At 44.7% G+C, this 19,118-nt stretch carries 15 protein-coding genes and 3 pseudogenes; 8 read left to right on the forward strand and 10 right to left on the reverse strand.

The features are described 5' to 3' along the window. Positions 1 to 31: 31 nt before the first annotated feature. The 8 genes and pseudogenes from DWX43_RS23705 to DWX43_RS23735 form a co-directional block, all read right to left on the reverse strand. Positions 32 to 529 (reverse strand): antirestriction protein ArdA, encoded by a 498-nt coding sequence (locus DWX43_RS23705; protein WP_118622298.1) that lies wholly within the window; start codon positions 527 to 529, stop codon positions 32 to 34. Between the two features lie 96 nt (positions 530 to 625). Further along, a complete protein-coding gene (locus DWX43_RS23710; RefSeq protein ID WP_118622300.1) occupies positions 626 to 1,042 on the reverse strand; it encodes a hypothetical protein in 417 nt (138 codons plus the stop codon). A gap of 70 nt (positions 1,043 to 1,112) precedes the next feature. Further along, a complete protein-coding gene (locus DWX43_RS23715) occupies positions 1,113 to 1,334 on the reverse strand; it encodes a hypothetical protein (RefSeq protein ID WP_021636460.1) in 222 nt (73 codons plus the stop codon). Positions 1,335 to 1,382: 48 nt separating this feature from the next. After that, positions 1,383 to 2,579, reverse strand: a complete 1,197-nt coding sequence (gene mobT / locus DWX43_RS23720) for a MobT family relaxase (RefSeq protein ID WP_118622302.1) — start codon at positions 2,577 to 2,579, stop codon at positions 1,383 to 1,385. 86 nt (positions 2,580 to 2,665) lie between these two features. Next, positions 2,666 to 2,755 (reverse strand): annotated as a pseudogene (locus DWX43_RS27485) (conjugal transfer protein); the annotation flags it as partial. A 1-nt stretch (position 2,756) separates the two neighbouring features. Continuing rightward, positions 2,757 to 4,154 (reverse strand): FtsK/SpoIIIE domain-containing protein, encoded by a 1,398-nt coding sequence (locus tag DWX43_RS23725; protein ID WP_118622304.1) that lies wholly within the window; start codon positions 4,152 to 4,154, stop codon positions 2,757 to 2,759. A gap of 41 nt (positions 4,155 to 4,195) precedes the next feature. After that, positions 4,196 to 4,579: a YdcP family protein gene (locus DWX43_RS23730; protein WP_118622306.1), complete on the reverse strand. Its 384-nt coding sequence runs from the start codon at positions 4,577 to 4,579 to the stop codon at positions 4,196 to 4,198. 20 nt (positions 4,580 to 4,599) lie between these two features. Then, on the reverse strand, positions 4,600 to 4,914 hold the full coding sequence (locus DWX43_RS23735; protein WP_118622308.1) for a YdcP family protein: 315 nt from the start codon (positions 4,912 to 4,914) through the stop codon (positions 4,600 to 4,602). A gap of 461 nt (positions 4,915 to 5,375) precedes the next feature. Between DWX43_RS23735 and DWX43_RS23740 the strand changes: the two genes are divergently transcribed. The 5 genes and pseudogenes from DWX43_RS23740 to DWX43_RS23760 all read left to right on the forward strand — a co-directional run. Then, positions 5,376 to 6,017, forward strand: coding sequence for a hypothetical protein (locus DWX43_RS23740; RefSeq protein ID WP_243099456.1), 642 nt, complete (start codon positions 5,376 to 5,378; stop codon positions 6,015 to 6,017). Then, positions 6,014 to 6,907 carry a hypothetical protein gene (locus tag DWX43_RS23745; RefSeq protein ID WP_118622310.1) on the forward strand — a complete coding sequence of 298 codons (894 nt, stop codon included), beginning with the start codon at positions 6,014 to 6,016 and terminating at the stop codon, positions 6,905 to 6,907. Before DWX43_RS23740 ends, DWX43_RS23745 begins: the two co-directional genes overlap by 4 nt. A gap of 208 nt (positions 6,908 to 7,115) precedes the next feature. After that, positions 7,116 to 7,283 carry a DNA-binding protein gene (locus DWX43_RS23750; protein ID WP_227187772.1) on the forward strand — a complete coding sequence of 56 codons (168 nt, stop codon included), beginning with the start codon at positions 7,116 to 7,118 and terminating at the stop codon, positions 7,281 to 7,283. Positions 7,284 to 7,286: 3 nt separating this feature from the next. Beyond that, positions 7,287 to 8,912, forward strand: coding sequence for a recombinase family protein (locus tag DWX43_RS23755; protein WP_118622312.1), 1,626 nt, complete (start codon positions 7,287 to 7,289; stop codon positions 8,910 to 8,912). A gap of 53 nt (positions 8,913 to 8,965) precedes the next feature. Then, a pseudogene (locus DWX43_RS23760) lies at positions 8,966 to 9,700 on the forward strand (nucleoside recognition domain-containing protein); the annotation flags it as partial. Between the two features lie 162 nt (positions 9,701 to 9,862). Here DWX43_RS23760 and DWX43_RS23765 read toward each other — a convergent pair. Next, on the reverse strand, positions 9,863 to 10,702 hold the full coding sequence (locus tag DWX43_RS23765) for a hypothetical protein (protein ID WP_109732885.1): 840 nt from the start codon (positions 10,700 to 10,702) through the stop codon (positions 9,863 to 9,865). A 203-nt stretch (positions 10,703 to 10,905) separates the two neighbouring features. On the opposite strand from DWX43_RS23765, the gene DWX43_RS23770 reads away from it, so the two are divergent. The 3 genes from DWX43_RS23770 (at position 10,906) to DWX43_RS23780 (ending at position 18,171) form a co-directional block, all read left to right on the forward strand. Then, complete coding sequence (locus DWX43_RS23770; protein ID WP_182440804.1) at positions 10,906 to 13,425, forward strand: alpha-L-rhamnosidase; 2,520 nt, start codon at positions 10,906 to 10,908, stop codon at positions 13,423 to 13,425. A 16-nt stretch (positions 13,426 to 13,441) separates the two neighbouring features. Then, positions 13,442 to 15,880 carry a glycoside hydrolase family 2 TIM barrel-domain containing protein gene (locus tag DWX43_RS23775; RefSeq protein ID WP_118622318.1) on the forward strand — a complete coding sequence of 813 codons (2,439 nt, stop codon included), beginning with the start codon at positions 13,442 to 13,444 and terminating at the stop codon, positions 15,878 to 15,880. 77 nt (positions 15,881 to 15,957) lie between these two features. Next, a complete protein-coding gene (locus DWX43_RS23780; protein WP_118622320.1) occupies positions 15,958 to 18,171 on the forward strand; it encodes a glycoside hydrolase family 3 N-terminal domain-containing protein in 2,214 nt (737 codons plus the stop codon). A gap of 180 nt (positions 18,172 to 18,351) precedes the next feature. Here DWX43_RS23780 and DWX43_RS23785 read toward each other — a convergent pair. Then, positions 18,352 to 19,118 (reverse strand): annotated as a pseudogene (locus tag DWX43_RS23785) (hypothetical protein); the annotation flags it as partial.

Consider the following 19,118-nt stretch of genomic DNA (forward strand, 5'->3'; position numbering starts at 1 on the left):
CAGCCCTGTCGGGTTGTGATCTGCCAGATTCTTAACAAGTGATTTCAAATATGCCGTGGTTCGTGACAACAAAACTTCCTTCGATTTCCAAATCACGCCCGTAGGCTTCATAGTCAATGTAGTTTTGCAGGCTTGCCGGTACTTCGCCCAAAACCCCTGTTTCTTCAATGAAATAGCGTGCCACATCCGCCAAATCCTCACAATCTGGATAATGGATAATGTCGTCTTCATGCTCGCATAATTCTTCGATACCGCCGAAATAGGATTGCAGTTCGTGAAGCTCTGCCTGTATATCCTCCGGCAAGTCCTCCACCATTTCACATAAGCGGTTTACTTCCTCAATGGGCGTGTACTCGTCGATTTCAAAGGGTAGTTCATAGTCATGGATGGCGTATTCTTCGTATTCGTCATTTAAGCCGATACGCTCTTTCACTTCGTCAAAATCAATGGGCGGTGTGAACCATGCCCCGACCAATTCGCCCTCGTTGTATTTGCCTAAGTTGGCAATGTAGATTCTCATTTCTTCGATAGTGCGTCACATCCTTTCTATAACTTGAGTACAAAAAAAGCAGTTAATTCATAATGATTTAACTGCTTAACTTTACTAAATAGTAGCAAATAATAATTATAGATATTTTCCTAACAAAAAACCCAAAACAGCACTAAGTATACAAAAAAATAAATTAAATAAGAAGTTTATAGGAAATGCTTTTTTATCCTGCCTGCTTAGTGTATTTTCTAAAAGTTCATTTAATGCGGTTACTTGTTCTTTATTCATGGTGGTTACTTGCTTACTAATTTCTGCTTCTTTCTTCATCTGTTCAAAAAGTTTTTTTTGCTTATCCATTTCAAGAAGTGCATTTTCAATAATTTCTTTAGAATCTTCTAACTTTTGACTTACAGTATCTATACTTTCACTTATTTCAAGATTGTTTGAATCCCTCAATCTTTTTCTATCTAAGGTTTTCTTTATATCTCTCAAATCAATTCCCAAAAATGAAGAAAGTATAGATGTATAAATTTCTAAAATTAATTTACTCATATTACTGCCCCTTAAAATTTATAGTTTATACTAGATTATATCATCTCCCTTGCATTGTAACAATGACTTATTAAGCTCCGATAATCTTGTTGAACAGCTCTAACAGAATGTCTTTCACACCAGAAGCATTAAAAACCAGCCCCACGGCAATCAGTGAGATAATCAGAAAGCCAATCAGCTTGCTAAATTCACGTTTGAATCCGAGGTAAAGCCCAATCACGACGATTGCCAGCAGTACCAGAGATTGTGCGTTTGATAAAAACCAGTTGTATAAGTTCTGTCCGAAATTCATAAAATCGCTCCTTTCTTTGCTTGAATGTCAACAGGGAATAAAAAGCCGTTAGATAACCACCTCCTTTGCAGTGGCGGCTTGCTGCTTTAGAATCTTTTCATGCCGTTCCGTCAGCTTTGCACTGGCGATAATGTCCTTTACGACCTGCGTATGGTTGATTTCATCCAGCTTCATAGCCACTTTCAAGGTTGGGGCTACTTGATGGGAAAGCCAGTTCAAGGTGCGCTGGAATGAATATGGTTCGGGCTTCGTTGTCAGCTTCATGCTTTCCCGATTCTCCCCGATAAACCACGCCCATTCCTCACTTACCCGCCATTCAGAACGGGGCTTTGTATTGTCCTTGTCCACGAACCGTACATATCGGTTGATAATCTTAAAAGCGGTTCGTTCTGGATTGTCATATGCCAGCAGGTCACGGATGGCATAGTAAGCACGCTCATTTTTCAGCCGTATTTCAAAGCGGTTCTTGACTTCGGCTTCCTCTATGGGAATGTCATTTTTCTTGTACTGCTCAAAATCCTTTTCATAAATGCAGAAGTACACCTCGCTCTGTAAAGAGCCGATATATAGTGTATTTCCCATGCACTCTTTTTCATCCCTCCGCACCAGCTCGCCGCTGCGGTAACTCTTGAAGCTGCGGAACACGGAAATACATTCTTCATTCCGGCATTTCTCTGTCAGATGGGGGATGTTTAAAATCCCTGTCTTATCGTTGATGGCAAGGTCAAGCCGTTTCATCACACCGCCCTCCACCAGACAGTCCATGAAAAATTCGTACCAGCTCCGTTCCTGTGCCAGCAGATAACTTTCAAACTGGCGGCAGCCACGCCCTTTTAATTCCAGCAGCACGCCCTTTTCTTCTTCGGGCGATACCAGCACGAATATGTCGCCCAGACAGTAGTGTTCGGCGTAGGAATAAAAGCCGTAGTCTTCGTGAAGCATATAGGACAGCTTCAACCTCAAAATATCCTCAACAACGTGCTTCACATCCAGAATAGGAAAACGAATCCGCACATAGTCAAAGAGCATTTCAAGGGGAGCGTCTGGATTGAACCGTTCCAGAGCTTCCATGATTGCCGCTTTCAGTTCAGCGGATGGAAGTACCTTTCCCGTTTCAATGTCGCTTAGATACTGTCGTGTCATGCCAGCGGCAACCGCAAGCCTGCTCTGCGAGATTCCATAGTCGGAGCGTTTTGCCTTTAATTCCTGTACCCAAGTATCGTGATTCAGTGAACATCCCTCCAATCAAAAAAGGCGTATGTCAACTTTCGGTACTTCACTGACACACGCCGGATTTTAAAGAATCCCATGTAACCAGCAGGATTCCGCTATATTTTCAGACTGTTTCCAGTCGATTTGTACCCCCCTGTTAGATACGGGGGGTTAGGTGCTGGCGTGCCTTGCGGCACACCAGCCAGCAGGTCAGTCCACCCCTGCGGCTTCCGCTCTGCACGCCGCTTGTGTGTCCTGCCTGCTGTTTGCGAGTAGTTTGATTTCCTTTAGGAAGTCGTGTCCTTTTGGCACAAGGGGCGTGTAAAATTCCGATATGACGCTCGTTCCCACGTCCACATAGCCACGCCCTTTTATCTGCTTCAAGAAAAAATCCTTGTCTGTTTCCCCGAACATCATCCCATAGCCCATTTCAGACATACGACCAAGAGCCACACGGAAATTGAACTGGTCACGTATTCCGTCGCCCAGATATTTTGCGTCTGGACGCTGGCAGGCAAGAATCAGAAAGAATCCGGCCTGCCGCCCCAGCATAACAATCTGCTTCAATTTGTTAAGGACAGCGGCGTTCTCTTTTGTTCCCAGCATTTCCATGAACGCCACGTATTCGTCAAAGATAAGGAAGTTCGCTGGCAATCCCAAGTAGGCGTAATTTTCCCCTGTCTTGTAGCCCTCCATCTGCTTCATATCCTCGCTGCGTTTCATCATTTCCTCATAGAAACGGTCAAGGCAGGCGGTCATATCATCCTTTTTATAGTAAACATTCGGCATTACGGCTTCCAAGTCGGCAAGGTCGGCGTTCTTCGGGTCTAAGACGTAGAGGACGGCATTTGTGCGGAGCAGGGCTTCTATAAGCGTCAGAATGAAATACGTCTTACCACCGCCCGTTCCTCCGGCAATCAGCATATGGGGCAGCTTGTCATATTCCCACCAGATATTCTTCATCAGCCGCAGCCTGCCGCCCTTTGCCTGCACATCCTCAATGGAAATGCGGTTTGCGATAGTGTCGTAAAGCAGGGTATATTCCACGTAGGAATCCTTTAATTCCTTGTCGGTCAGCTCGCAATACAAGCCGCTCTCCAGCTTCTTTTCCAAGTGCAAAAGCTGGTCTTGATACTTTCCCAGCGTGATTTCCACCCGAATATGAATCAGCCCACTTTTTAGCTGGTAGTAGATTTTAGGGAAATAGCTGATTTTTTCTTTAGAACGGCTGGAAGACAGGTCTTTGAAGAAACCGTCTGACTGCACCTGTTCCGCTTCGTACCACTTGTTTTCCAGAACCATCCTCGCCAGCTTTTGGCGGTGGTAAAGCTGTTTTACATAGTCACGGCGGTAGTGCCGGAATACCAAAGCCGCCGCCAGACAGAAAAGCCCTGCCGCTCCTATGCTGATAAGCAGGTAGGGAATGTGGATGGATTCCCCAATCTGCGACAGGGAAACATCCTGCCAGTCTGTCTGCATGATTGATCTGCCATGAAACAGCATGACAATCAGCAGAAAGACTGGAAGCAGGGCGGCAATGGCGGTATGAAAAACCAAGTCCTTATCCGTGGGGCGAATCCGTTTCCCACGGGAACGTAACTGTTTCATGCTCGATTCACTCCTTTTCGTTTATTGTTTGTGGGATAACTTTATTTCCCAGACGGAATGTCTTTCTTTGGTGGCTGCGGATTTCCGGCAGGGGCGGCCCCTTTCTTCAAGATAATATCATCCGCCTTGATGTACCAGTCCACTTCCGCCCCTTGAAACGTAGCGGTTGCGACGGTATCGGCAACAGGATTGATGATTTCCACCTCTGCGTTGTAGTCAAATTCTTTCAGCGGCACGCTGGCAGGGATAGACACTTGAATCATGCGCCCCTGTCCTCTGGACTTCAAATCGTAAGTGCGCTCCTTGATTTCATCCGATACTGTACCGTCCTCGTTTTGAATCCGCACCTCACGGCGGAGGGCAGAAAACTTCAATGCACCGAACGTTGCTTCCTTATCAATGACGATTCCATTTGCTAATCTCATAAATAGATACCTCTCTTTCCTTATGCTTTTACCATGTCGTCTGCATGGAGGATGTAGTTTGTGAAGCCACGAGTGCCGATTTTATAACCCTCTGCGGTAATACGGGGATTTACCAGCTTTACCCGTTCTTCAAAATCAAAATGCTTTTCGCCAGCTTCGGCAGGCAGAATCACGAGGATATCATCCGCCCTCTGAACGTCTGAATAGAGATTGAAGCTGCGTGTGAGTACAGTCATGCGCCCGTTGATTCTGCGCTGTTCGGTCTTGTCTTCTCCGGCAAACTCCAAGCTGCCGAATGTCTTTTCCATGTTGGGGATAACAAATTTAAGTTCCATATGTTTTTACCTTTCCTTTCTGATGATTGATGGTTGATGGATTCTGATAGTTCCTTATTCAGCTTTGTGGAGAATACCTGCCTGCCTGTGATTTATCAAGGGCTGGCGTTGTGCTTCGCACCCTTGACAAATCCCATTCTGACAGGTAAAGGGTAGCCAAGCCGAATAAGGGGGATTTCTGCCAGCTCGCGACTGGCGGAATCTCCACATAATGTTATGCGGAGGGGAACGCTCCTGCGGTTCTTGTCGGGGCATGGGTATCACATCCTTTCTGAATTTTGGACAAGAAAAAAGACGCTCATTGATGAACGCCTATGCTGGAGTTTTTATAATTTTTATTTTATCTTTTACATGGCATATTCATTGAAAGCACGCCACTTTCATGGTATTATAAATAAGTACTATCTATTACGAATGGGGTGACTCAACTGAATAATTTAAAAGATTATAGAGAAAACGAATTGAAGCAATATGTAATTGCAAACGCATTAGTTTTTTTATTGATTCATGGATTTATTAATTTTGCTGATACTGAAAATATAAAATTCGTTCAAGGGATAGTTTCTTTGTTGGGAACAACTCTCCTTGCGTCAATAATATATATCTTTACAATATTAGTCGATAGTGTAATTGATGATAAAATAAAAAATAGAATGGTCAATTTATATTTTATGAAGTTACCAGGGGAATACATATTTACTGAAATCAAAAACAAGAATAAAGACATTCGTTTTACCACGAATATGGCTTTACAAAAATATTCTCTTATATATTCTGAAATGCCAGAAAATTCAAACGAAAGGAAAAAATATGAGAATAGTCAATGGTATAAAATCTATAATCTATATAGAGAAGTACCTATGGTATTTATGTCAAATCGAAACTATTTGTTAATGCGAGATATGTATATTTCCACTTGGGTGATTTTTGTACTATACTTTATATCCTGTTTTTTCTTTAGATGGCTAACATATGAAAAACTTTATATTATTTATTTACTGGGTATATTAATCATTACTAATGTAGCAACACATATAAAAGCTAAACGTTTTGTTTATAATGTGATAGCACTTGATATATTTAAAAAGGAGGAGACGAAATGAGTATTATTAAATCAATCTCTGTTGGAGATGGGGATATGTTTTACATAAAGCATGGTAGCAGCAATTTTACAATTATTGATTGTAATATGGATGATACAAATAAAAAGTCAATTACTGACGAAATCATCAGTGAATCTAAGGAAAAAGATATTAAGAGGTTTATCTCTACTCATCCAGATGAAGACCATATTCATGGTCTAAAATATTTAGATGATAATATAGGTATCCTTAATTTTTATTGTGTCGCTAATGAAGCAGCAAAAGAAGATGAAACCGAGGATTTTAAACGTTACTGTGAATTAAGGGATTCCGATAAAAAAGCATTTTACTTATACAAAGGTTGTTCTCGTCGTTGGATGAACGAAAATGATGAAGAAAAAAATTATGGTTCATCGGGTATTAATATCTTATGGCCTATTGTTGATAATGAAGATTTCAAAGCTGAACTACTTAATGCTAAAGAAGGAAAAAGTCCAAATAATATTTCGCCAATAATAAAATATTCGTTAAATAATGGGGTAACTGTTCTATGGTTTGGCGACTTAGAAAATTCTTTTACTGAAAAAATAAAAGATGAAATTGAATTACCCGAAGCTGACATAATATTTGCACCTCATCATGGTAGAAGCAGCGGCAAACTCCCCAAAGAGTGGATGGATAGTATCAATCCCAAAATTGTTATTATAGGAGAAGCGCCATCCGACAAAATTAATTACCTATCAGGATATAATACCATAACTCAAAATACTGCTGGTGATATCATTTTAGATTGTAATACGGCGATAGTTGACATTTATGTATCTAATGAAAACTATTCTGTCAGTTTTCTTGATAATAAAAAGAAACCTAATGCATATAATGGCACTTATATCGGTAGTCTAAGTGTGTAGAATATTAATTAAGCCTTTGTAATTATAAACCATATTTATTATTTACAAGTTTAAAAACTCTTTTTGATGAATTTGTCAAAAAGAGTTTTTTTGTTTTGAAAAAATATTCCGTTCTATATATGCAACCACATCACCCAGAACATGATAGCAAGTTAGTCGTCGTAACCTTGGCAAAAGTGTTACACTGTGATACACTATATATAAGGAGGTGGATAGTTTGGCTGTTTCTGAAAATAACGTAAGAGTACCTATAACAATCCCAAAGGAATTAAAGCAGCAGTTAGATAATCTGGCAAAAGAGGACAAGCGTACCTTTTCCAACTTATGCGCTAAGATTTTATCTGACTATGTGCAGCAGAAAAAGGATGGTGAGTAACCTTTGAGAATCTATATATACAGCCGTAAATCGGTTTATACTGGCAAAGGGGAAAGCGTTGAAAACCAGATTGAAATGTGCAGGGAATATATTTCAACCAAAATCCCCGAATCGGATAATGCGGAAATTGTTGTCTATGAAGACGAGGGCTTTTCCGCAAAGAACACGGACAGACCGCAATTCCAGCAAATGCTCCGTGATATAAGGCTGAACAAACCGGAATATGTTGTTTGTTACCGCCTTGACCGTATCAGCCGTAATGTCAGCGACTTTTCTTCTCTAATTGAAGACTTGAACAGTTACAATATTTCTTTTATCTGTATCAAGGAAGAATTTGACACCTCAAAGCCTATGGGAAAAGCCATGATGTACATAGCTTCGGTTTTCGCCCAACTGGAAAGAGAAACGATTGCAGAGCGTGTCCGTGATAATATGCTAATGCTGGCAAGGACTGGACGCTGGCTAGGCGGCACTACCCCAACAGGATTTACTTCTGAAAAGATACAGGAAATCATTATCGACGGTAAAATCAAGACTTCCTGCAAGCTAAAGGACAATCCAGAAGAATTGAAAGCCATTGACTGTATTCTGGAAAAGTTCTTAGAGTTTCGGAGCATATCCGGCGTAAGCAAATACTTAATCAAGCAGGGAATCAAATCACGTACAGGAAAGATGTTCTCCCTGTTAGGCATTAAAGAGATATTACAGAATCCGGTTTACTGTATCGCTGATGAAGACGCATGGGAATACTTCACGGAACACCATTCTGACGTTTGCTTTGAGAAAACAGAGTGTTCCAACAAATACGGTCTGTTAGCATACAATAAGCGTGATTACCGAAAGAAAAGTGCCCCAAGACAGGATATGGATAAATGGATTGTCGCAATCGGTAAGCACAAAGGGCGCATATCCGGTAAGAAGTGGGTCGCAATCCAGAATATCTTGAAAGACAATATCCCCACAGGGAAAAAGCCTGCTGTTATGCACAATGACTATTCCTTACTGTCCGGCTTAATCTTCTGTGATAAATGCCAGAGCCGGATGTTCGCAAAGCAGCGGAGCGGCAAAGGCGGTAACCATGAGCTTTACGACTATATTTGTAACAATAAACTGCGTGGCGGCTTAGATTTATGCGACTGTCAAAATCTCAACGGACAGCAGGCAGACGATATTGTATGTGAATATCTTATGCAGTACACGGATGAAAATTCCGGTATCTACAAGCTGCTGGAAAAGCTGAAACGTGATTTACAAGGACAGACACAAAAAAGCCCCGTTGCAGTCATTGATGATAAAATCAAAAAATGCAATAGTGAGATTGACAATCTTATCAACACACTATCACACGGGAATTTAGGAGCTGCGTTCATTGAACGAGTAAATTCCAGAATCACGGAGCTGGACAAAGAGCTTGCTTCTATGAAAGAAGAAAAAGCCCGTCTGCAAAAGGATGTAAATATCATAGCGGACAGGGAAATTCAAGTGGATATGCTGTCCACGGCGTTATCCAGCTTCAAAGACAATTTCCATACCCTGACGATTGAAGAAAAGCGTACCTTAATCAAGCTGATGGTTAAGAAAATTGTCTGGGATGGCAAAGACCTCCATATTTTTATCGACGGCGAGTAGGGAACTGTCAGCCATCTACTCGTCGTATGGAGCAAAGTTGCCGTTTGGATGGTGGCGCATTTCCGACCCTGATTGCGATCATTACGATGTTCTTCATAGGAACGTCAAAAGGGGCAGGTACGTCACTGCTATCCGCCATTTTACTGACTTTATTTATCATGCTTGGGGTCGGTATGACATTTTTCGTGTCGTGGCTTCTCTCGAGAACAATCTTAAAAGGAGTGCCGTCCTCCTTTACACTGGAACTTCCGCCATACCGCAGACCACAGTTCGGGAAGGTCATCGTCAGGTCTATTTTCGACAGAACCCTGTTCGTACTGGGGCGTGCGGTAATGGTGGCAGCTCCAGCCGGTCTATTCATCTGGGCCGCCGCAAATATTTTTGTCGGTGACCAGAGTCTTCTGAATTACTGTGCTGCCATGCTGGACCCGTTTGCCAGACTGTTCGGGCTGGACGGTGTGATTCTGATTGCCTTCATTCTTGGACTTCCGGCCAATGAAATCGTTGTTCCGATTATCATCATGGCTTATATGGCACAGGGGAGTATTCTGGAAATGGATAGCCTGACAGAGATGAGAAATTTGTTTGTCAGCCACGGGTGGACCTGGGTCACGGCAGTCTGCACGATGCTGTTTTCACTCATGCACTGGCCGTGTTCTACAACACTGCTGACCATAAAGAAAGAGACCGGAAGCTGGAAATGGACATTTACTGCACTGGTAATCCCCACACTGGCGGGCATGGTCCTGTGCTTTATCGTGGCACAGACGGCGTATCTGTTTATATAAAGCGTCTCCATTCACGGCCAGAGGCTATGCATAGTAACAGAAAAGCCGCTAATGTCAGGCAGCACTGAATCGCTGCCCCCGGGAATAAAAAAGCTATACAGGACAAAGCAGCCCTGTATAGCTTTTAAATATACGTGCCGCATTGATGCAGCGCGAACTCATCTATAAAGTCTGATATTCTAAAGGAACTTCAATCTTGTCACAGTCATTTCCTGACTTTATATAACCTGTTACAATCTCCTTTGACGGGACATTTTTTTCAGCACAGATCCCCTGATTGGCAGCGGCAAGGGTGTAATATGTAAATGTCGTGTCCAGCGTGTTGTCATATTCCATCTTGAGCAGACGAGAGTCTTCTTTGGAAAACCAGAAGGTCCATTCCTTTTCTTTCATATTCATATAATTATCGTGAGCAGCCTTTAGTTCCTCCTGATAAACGTCAGAGACAACAGCCTGTGCATATAGTTTTGAGAAATCACTGGAGTTCTGGATGCGGGGGAAATCACGGTCCGTCACAAGAACTTTGACGGCGTCGGTCCCGTCGACTGTCTCATTTCCCAGAATTTTGGCTTCTGCTTTATCCGAGAGGATTATATACATAGAGTTAAAAGCATTGTTTATGAAGTCTGTGTTGATTTCTGTTTTGTAAAAAGTCTCCTGTGTGTCATATTTGTAAATGTCATAACCTTTCCCGTCTTTGAGCATCATGTAGTCACGGGTATATAAATGATAATTGCCGGGTCCTTTTTGTACACAGTTCATATACACGATGTCATTATTGGAGTCTGAAATCAGGATCTGCGTCTTTTCATAGGTACCGGCTGCTGTTTCTGTGATGATGGTTTTACTGAACTGTTTTACCCTGTCCTGATTATAAGTGTGGATGGAGTTGAATACCCATTCGGTATCCTCCTCCTGCTTTGGAGCCTTTGCACAGGCGGCAGAAAACAGGGTGACAAATATGCATAAAACAGCGAGGGACATTTTGTGGGATTTCATCATGGGTATGGCCTCCTTCCATCAATACTTGTTTCTCTTCTTCTTTAATTTTATTATATCATGTTAAAAGAAATCCGATGCATAAAAGTGCTCTTATATCGATCATCTTATAAAATGTCGGATTTCCATAAATTTATGAAGTGGTATTTCAGGAAAAACACTTTTAAAATAAGGGTAGCAGAAAGAAAAGGAAGAGGATGTGCAATATGAAGTTGACACAGTTGAGGGTGAACCATATAGAAACACCGGCAGGGTTTAATATTACACCGGTAAGCCTTTCGTGGAAGGTGGAAGACGCGGGTAACGCTAAGTTCCAAAAGACGGCAAGGATAATAGTAAAAAGGAAGGATGTGACTGTCTTTGACAGCGGGGAAGATTCGAAAGCAGATAGTCTGGATTACCGGGCAGATATAGAACTTTTACCGCGTACAAGATATGAGTGGTCAGTCTGTGTGACGGCGGATAACGGAGAAACGGCATATGCGGAAAGCTGGTTTGAGACTGGAAAGATGACTGAGGGGTGGCAGGGAAAATGGATCACTCCTGAACTGGATCAATCTGTACAGCCTGTTCTTTCGAAGAAATTTACGCTAAACAAAAGTGTAACAGGAGCCAGAATGTATGTCTGCGGCCTCGGGGTGTATGAGTTGTATCTGAATGGGGAAAAGGCCGGGAACGAATTCCTTGCCCCTGGCTATCATTCGTATGATTTTCACCTTCAGGTTCAAACCTACGATGTAACGGATTATCTGAAGGAAGGGGAAAATGAAATTCAAATCTGGCTTGGCGATGGATGGTATAAAGGCAGGCTTGGATTTGACGGCGGCTATGTGAATTTGTATGGTGACAGGTGCTGTGCAGCAGCGGAACTTCATATTGGGCATGAGGATGGCCCAAATACACTGGTCTGTACGGATGAGAGCTGGAGGAGCAAGGCATCACCGGTTACATTCAGCAATATTTATGATGGGGAAATATACGACGCCCGGTTAGAGGATGCACAAAACTGGGGCCCCGTAAGACTGTATGAACCTGAAAAATGCGGAGCGCTGACGGACCGGTTCAGTCTTCCCATTGTAAAAAAGGAGAAGCTTTCTGTCTGTCAGGTTATCAGGACGCCAAAAGAAGAACTCGTGTTGGATTTTGGACAGAATCTGACAGGCTGGGTTGAATTTGACTGTGAATTGCCGGAAGGTGCAAGGATCAGGCTGACGGCATCCGAAATTTTGCAGGACGGGTGCTTTTACCATGACAATCTGAGGACGGCAAAAACGGAATTCACATACATTTCAAACGGAAAAAAAGCCCATGTGAGGCCTCATTTTACATTTTATGGATTCCGTTATATGAAGGTGGAATGTCCGTTTGACATAGAACCAGAAAACTTTATGGCATACCACATAAGAAGTGATTTTGACCAGACGGGCTGGATTGAAACGGGAAACGAAAAAGTGAACCGGCTGTTTTTAAATGCACTTTGGAGCCAGAAGGATAACTTTCTGGATGTTCCTACAGACTGCCCGCAGAGGGATGAGCGCCTCGGCTGGACCGGAGATGCACAGGTATTTTCGGAAACCGCATGCTGCAACATGTATATGCCTGCGTTTTACAGAAAATATCTTTGGGATATGAGGGCGGAGCAGAGTATTTTAGGCGGCTCGGTCCCGAACGTTGTGCCGAGGCTGAAACAGGGGATGGTCGCGGAGCACGGATCCTGTCCGTGGGCGGACGCGGGGGTCATAATTCCGTGGAACGTGTATCTTTATTATGGAAGCAAAACACTGCTGGAAGAATGTTATCCGGGCATGAAGGCATGGGTGGAATGTGAGAGAAGGCGGGAAGAAGCACTGGGCGGACCCCATCTTGTAAAAGACGGGTTCCACTTTGCGGACTGGCTGGCACTGGACAATGAGCAGCCGGGGCCATTCGGGGCGACAGACCCATTGTATATAGCGAGTGCTTATTATTACAGGTGTACGAAAATAGTTTCCCAGGCGGCGGAAATACTGACAGGCAGGAATTATCAAAAAGATGCGGAGGAATACGGCAGACTGGCGGATGAGATTTTAAGGGCGGTGCAGGATACTTATTTTGAAGAAGATGGCACGTGCAAATGCAGGACACAGACGGGAGCGGCAATCGCGGCAGAATTTGGCCTTATGCCGGGTAAGCAGAAGAAAGAAGGCAGGGAACTGGAAAAAAGAGTCCGGGAGAATCAGGGGCATTTGAATACCGGGTTCGTGGGGACCACGCTTCTGTGTCCCGCGCTGACCCATACGGGACACCATAAGACAGCGGTTGACCTGCTGCTGAATGAAGAGTTTCCCGGATGGCTTTACTGTGTGAATCTCGGGGCGACCACGATCTGGGAGAGGTGGGACTCGGTACTTGCAGATGGCAGGATAAGCGAAGAGGGGATGAACAGTCTGAACCATTACAGCTATGGAAGTATTGTGGGGTGGATGTACCGTGACCTTTGCGGAATCCGTCCTGTAAAACCGGGATTCAGGAGGGCTGCGTTTGAGCCGCATCCAGATAAGCGGTTGGGATACGCCGAGTGTAAAATGGATACCGCGGCGGGGACTTACAGATGCAGGTGGGACTGTCTGGATGACGGGACTGCGGCATATGAAGTTCAGGTGCCGTTTCATGCCGGAGCCGTAATCAAGTTTCCGGACGGGGAAACTCACGAACTGACCCCAGGTTTATATAGATTTATAAGATAGAGAAGAGGAGAAAAAAATGTTTGAACAAAAATTTAATGATAACTGGAAATTCTGGGTGGATAAGGACTCGTTTGCCCTGGTGTGGAACATACCTGATATTGCGTCAGATGTGACACTGCCGCACGATGCAATGAGTGAGAAGCCCGCACATGCGGAAAGCGAAAATGGAGGCAATACCGGATACCGGGACGGTGATATTTATACCTATGTTAACTTGTTTCAGGCTCCGGCAGAGTATAAAGATAAGGTGGTTATGCTGAAATTTGAAGGTGTTTATATGAACGCCTTTGTCTATGTGAACGGGCAGCTTGCAGGAAAGAACCCGTTCGGGTATACGACATTTTATGTGGCTCTTAACGACTACCTGAGATTTGGTGAGGAAAATGAAATCCGTGTCCAGGTCAGGAACGGCGCGATGACAAACAGCCGCTGGTATTCCGGGGGCGGCATCTACCGTGATGTATATCTGCTGGTATCCGGCCTTGTACATATTGTACCGGAAGGGGTGCAGATTAAAACAGAATCGGCGGACAGGGAATACGCAGTACTGCATATAAATACGGAGCTGCAAAACAACTGTCATGGGGCATCAGAACTGACATTGGAAACGGTGGTCAGGGACGCAAAAGGGCACGTTGTATCGAGTGAGGTGACACCTGTTGTGCTCTTTTCTCAGGAAACCCGGACGGTATCACAGCGGGTGACCGTGGAGGCGCCAGAGCTCTGGTCAGAGGATCATCCTGCACTGTATACCTGTATGACACGACTTCTTAACCAAGAGGGTGTACTGGATGAAAGCAAGGAACAATTCGGGATCAGGACGCTTCAGCTGGATGCAAAAAGAGGGCTGCGCGTAAACGGAAAAACAGTAAAATTAAGGGGGGCGTGTATCCACCATGACAGCGGGCTGCTGGGAACTGCCACGTATGAACCTGTGCAGTTCCGTGAGATCAGGAAGCTGAAAGAAGCAGGATTTAACGCGGTCCGTATGTCCCATCACCCGATGGCCCCGGCCATGCTCCGGGCATGCGACGCTCTCGGGATGTATGTCATGGATGAGACTTTTGACATGTGGAACCGGTGCAAGTCCAATTATGATTACGGTCTGTATTTTCAGGAATGGTGGGAAAGCGATGTGACGGCTATGGTAAGAAAAGATTATAATCATCCGTCCGTCATCCTGTATTCTGTCGGCAACGAGATTCCCGAGATCGGAACGGATCACGGGGCAAAAATATGCAGTGACCTGAGCGGGAAAATAAAAGAGCTGGATGATACGAGATACACACTGGCATCGATCAATGGTGTGTTTGCAGCTGGAGACCAGGTGGACAGGATTGTGTCTGATGTTGTATCTGATCTGAGCCGGGAAGGAAAAATCGACGGAAATGTGAATGATTTCATGACACTGATGGATGGGCATCTGGATGAAATCGTGGTTCATGAGGCGATCACAGAGCGGCTGGAAAAGGCATGTGCAGGCGTGGATATTGCAGGCTATAATTATATGACAGCCAGATATGAGATAGATGGGGAGAAATATCCGAACCGTGTGATTGTGGGAAGTGAGACATACCCACCTGAAATTGCAAGAAACTGGAATCTGGTTGAGAAGCATAACCATGTTATTGGTGATTTCACATGGACCGGCTGGGACTATATTGGCGAAGCAGGTGTTGGTGTACCCGCCTATCAATGGGGAGAAGGCGGATTCGGTGCCGGATTCCCGTGCCAGCTTGCGTATCCGGGAGATCTGGATATTACGGGTTACAGGAGGCCCGCATCTTACTTCCGTGAAGTTGTTTTTGGATTGAGAAAAGATCCTTATATTGCAGTGCAGGACCCGAACCGGTATGGACAGAAGCTGATCAAAACACCGTGGGTCATAAGTGACACGGTATCAAGCTGGACATGGAGAGGCTGTGAGGGACAGCCTGCCATAGTGGAGGTATATTCACCGGGAACCGAAACAGAATTGCTGGTCAACGGAAAGTCCTGCGGCAGAAAGACGGCGGGAAAGAAAGCTGGATTCAGGACACTTTTTGAGACCATTTATGAGCTGGGCACGGTAACCGCGGTTTCCTATGATGAGAACGGGAATGAACTGGGAAGAATGGAGCTTCATACTGCGGCAGAGGAGTACAGGATTGTAATGGCGGCCGAACCGGAGATGAAGGAGGATTTCTTCTATATCGACGTGCTGCTTAAGGACAGTACGGGGAATCTGGTAACAGACCGGGATATCCGGCTGAACCTGCATGTAGAGGGCTGCGCGGTGGCGGCGGGCTTCGGCAGTGGGAATCCGAAGCCGTCATATAATTTTAACGAAGGTGTAACAGAAACATTTCATGGACGGGCCCAGATTATTCTTATGAGGACAGGTCCCGGTGAGATAAATGTCCAAGTCAGTTCAGAAGACGGAAAGCATGCAAAACTAAACCTGATGCCAGAATAGGAGTACTGTGCGCATCAGAAAGGTATGCACAGTAACGAATAGGAAACATGTGCCTGCAGGTTTCGGAGGTGTATTTAATGAAGAAAAATTATGATGAGAGAATTAAAAGCCTGATGTCTCAAATGACACTGGAAGAAAAAATCGGACAGCTCCGGCAGTGTGGTCCTTCTTTAGTCGGGGCTTTCGAGGTTAGTTTTGAAGAACTGCTGGATATGATGTTTGACGGGCGTATCAGTGAAGAGGAATTTGGCAGACTGATGAGTACTGCGGAACAGGATTTTCACGAAGATGACCTGAAAGCGGGCCGGATTGGATCCTATAATGGCGTAGGCGATGCGAAGACTGCAAACAGACTGCAGAAAATAGCCGTGGAAGAGACGAGACTTGGTATTCCCCTTTTGTTCGGGTATGATGTAATTCACGGTTTTCGCACAGTAACCCCGATCCCGCTGGCGGAAAGTTGTGCGTGGGACCCCGGGCTCTGGGAGCGGACGGCCAGAATGGCGGCCGAAGAAGCGACCTCCGGCGGTGTCCATATGACATTTGCCCCGATGGTGGACGTCGCAAGGGATGCACGCTGGGGACGCATCAGCGAGGGGGCAGGGGAAGACGTTTTTCTAAATTCTGCATATGGTGCGGCCAAGGTTCGTGGATTTCAGGGGGCAGACCTTGAAAAAACAGATTCGATGGCTGCCTGTGTAAAGCATTTTGCGGCATATGGGGCCGTGGAGGCGGGAAAAGACTATGGCCGTGTGGATATGTCCATGCAAAAGCTGTTCGAGGAATATCTTCCGCCGTATAAGGCGTGTGTGGATGCCGGGGCGCGGGCAATCATGCCGGCCTTTAATGACATAAACGGTGTGCCCTGTTCTGTAAATGGCTGGCTGCTGAAGCATGTGCTGCGCGAACAGTGGGGATTTGACGGGATGACCATCAGTGATGCCAACGCCATTGCGGAATGCGTGGAACATGGGATTGTCCCGGATAGAAAAACGGCTGCAAAGGCAGCCCTGGAAGCGGGCATGGAGATGGATATGACCTCAAATGTCTATGCCGGGGAGCTTCTAAAACTGGTGCAGGATTCTGAGACAGAAATTGAAACTGTAGACCGTGCCGTGGAACATATCCTCAGGGTGAAGTTTGAACTGGGACTGTTTGACAACCCATACCAGACGAATGAAGAGCGTGAAAAAAGTACATTATTGAAAACAGATCACAGAGCGCTGGCAAGAGAGGCGGCAGTAAAGTCGATGGTGCTCCTCAAGAACGACTGCATGCCAGATAAGGATGGTACCCGGAGAAAATCTGATGCCGGACCGCTTCTTCCTCTTCAGAAAGGCACATGTCTCGGCATTTTCGGGGAACTGGCTGAAGACAAGAAAGAGATGACAGGCGCATGGGCCATTGGCTCCAATCCGGAGGATTGTGTCAGTATTCTGGAGGCATGCGAGCTAAGTGGGATTACGTATAACTACAGCCGTGATGCTGAGAATATATCGGAAATGGCGGCGAAGTCAGACGTTTTCCTTGCCGTGCTTGGTGAAAAGAAAGATGAAAGTGGAGAAGCGGCCAGCAGGGCTGATATCACGCTGCCCGGAGAACAGATTGCGCTTGTGGAAAAACTGCTGGCATCAGGAAAACCGGTGGTCGCGATACTGTTTAATGGCAGACCTCTGTCCATTCCGCATATTGCAGAAAAGGTCCCTGCGATTCTGGAAGCATGGCATCCCGGTACAGAAGCGGGCAGCGCAGTGCTGGATATCCTGTTTGGAGATGCGAATCCAAGTGGAAAGCTGACTGCGACGTTTCCATATGCGTCGGGACAGTGCCCGGTATATTACGCACATATTCAAACTGGACGGCCGGGTGGAAAGTCAAAATTCACTTCCAAGTATATAGACACCCCCCTTGACCCGGTCTATCCCTTCGGATATGGACTCAGCTATACAAAATATGAATACAGTGGTCTGCAGGTGAGATGTGAGGAGTCTGCATTCAGAATCCATGTTAGCGTAAAAAATGTCGGGTGCCGGGACGGAGAAGAGATCGTGCAGTGCTATGTCCAGGATAAAACTGCAAAAAGAGTACGTCCCATAAGGCAGCTGAAAGCGTTTGAGAAAGTTCTAATAGAGGCAGGAGAGACAAAATCGGTAGAATTCATCATACCATTTACAGAACTGGGATATTATGACTGGAACATGAACTATGTAATTGACCCGGGAGAGTTTGTATTCTATGCCGGCGGAGACTCAAACTGTTCCTTGTGTGAAAAAGCAGTACTACGGGTCTAAGAAAAAATCTCGTAACTGTTCAAAATCTTGAAAAGCTACAAAATATCCACATAAGATGAAAGCTTACTGTTGATATCTTATGTGGATAACTTGATGTAATGCCGGGTACGATGTGGACGCTTACCCGGTATCTTCATATTTAATTATGGTAAATGCAAAAAATAAATTATATGTTCCAAATCACTGCTCACAAGCCTGTCTGTAAACAGCATTTTTGCCCTGTACCTGCCGTATGTAATCCTGAATATCCGCTTTCTGAATGTGAAACTTCTGATGTAGTTTTTCACAGACGGTGGATTCCCCGTATCCGTCTTCAAGCAGAATTTCAACAAAAAGCAGGATATCATTGTGGGTAACTTCCTTGGTAACTTCTTTGGTAACTTCTTTGGTAACTTCTTTGGTAACTTCTTTAGTAATTTCTTTAGCAATTTCCTTAGTAGCCTTTTCCAGATCATCAGCCCATAATTCATGCAGCGCTTCGCACATTGATCTCGCCTCCTCCATTGCCGCGGGGTTAGCCCGCACTATTAAATCCATAGCAGCCTGATAGAGTTTAGAATCTTTATGCTGCTCATAGTCTTCAAACAAAACATTCAGACTCTGGTCAGGCTGTAAGTCTGTACGCAGACTGCCCAGCCACCGGTTCTCTTCCAGGGATAATTCTTTTGATATTAAAATTTGTATTGGAAAGGGGTCACCCTCCAGATAATAAATTCCCGGGGCAGTCTTTCGGACTTCAAGTTTTCGAAAACGTGTAACTTCTTCCAGCATTTTACGCGGATACCTGCTGCAGACGAATGTTATAGTGATATCATCCTGTTTAATTGCATTCGTCTGCTCTGAATTGGACTTGTAAAAGCAGGCATAGCCATAAACCTTATAAAAATCATCAATATTCAGGGTGTCTTCCGGGCTTTTATATTCGAAGATATTATGTCCCTTTAATA

Source organism: Clostridium sp. AF19-22AC (assembly GCF_003479085.1).
In the GTDB taxonomy this organism is placed as follows: Bacteria; Bacillota; Clostridia; order Lachnospirales; family Lachnospiraceae; genus Faecalicatena_A; species Faecalicatena_A orotica.

What these genes read in the sequence shown, in the direction of transcription:
- DWX43_RS23770 (WP_182440804.1), top strand. Translation starts at nt 10,906, where the DNA reads ATGAAGTTGACACAGTTGAGGGTGAACCATATAGAAACACCGGCAGGG.
- DWX43_RS23735 (WP_118622308.1), bottom strand. Translation starts at nt 4,914, where the DNA reads ATGGAACTTAAATTTGTTATCCCCAACATGGAAAAGACATTCGGCAGC.
- DWX43_RS23775 (WP_118622318.1), top strand. Translation starts at nt 13,442, where the DNA reads ATGTTTGAACAAAAATTTAATGATAACTGGAAATTCTGGGTGGATAAG.
- DWX43_RS23710 (WP_118622300.1), bottom strand. Translation starts at nt 1,042, where the DNA reads ATGAGTAAATTAATTTTAGAAATTTATACATCTATACTTTCTTCATTT.
- DWX43_RS23745 (WP_118622310.1), top strand. Translation starts at nt 6,014, where the DNA reads ATGAGTATTATTAAATCAATCTCTGTTGGAGATGGGGATATGTTTTAC.
- DWX43_RS23725 (WP_118622304.1), bottom strand. Translation starts at nt 4,154, where the DNA reads ATGAAACAGTTACGTTCCCGTGGGAAACGGATTCGCCCCACGGATAAG.
- DWX43_RS23765 (WP_109732885.1), bottom strand. Translation starts at nt 10,702, where the DNA reads ATGATGAAATCCCACAAAATGTCCCTCGCTGTTTTATGCATATTTGTC.
- DWX43_RS23780 (WP_118622320.1), top strand. Translation starts at nt 15,958, where the DNA reads ATGAAGAAAAATTATGATGAGAGAATTAAAAGCCTGATGTCTCAAATG.
- DWX43_RS23730 (WP_118622306.1), bottom strand. Translation starts at nt 4,579, where the DNA reads ATGAGATTAGCAAATGGAATCGTCATTGATAAGGAAGCAACGTTCGGT.
- DWX43_RS23715 (WP_021636460.1), bottom strand. Translation starts at nt 1,334, where the DNA reads ATGAATTTCGGACAGAACTTATACAACTGGTTTTTATCAAACGCACAA.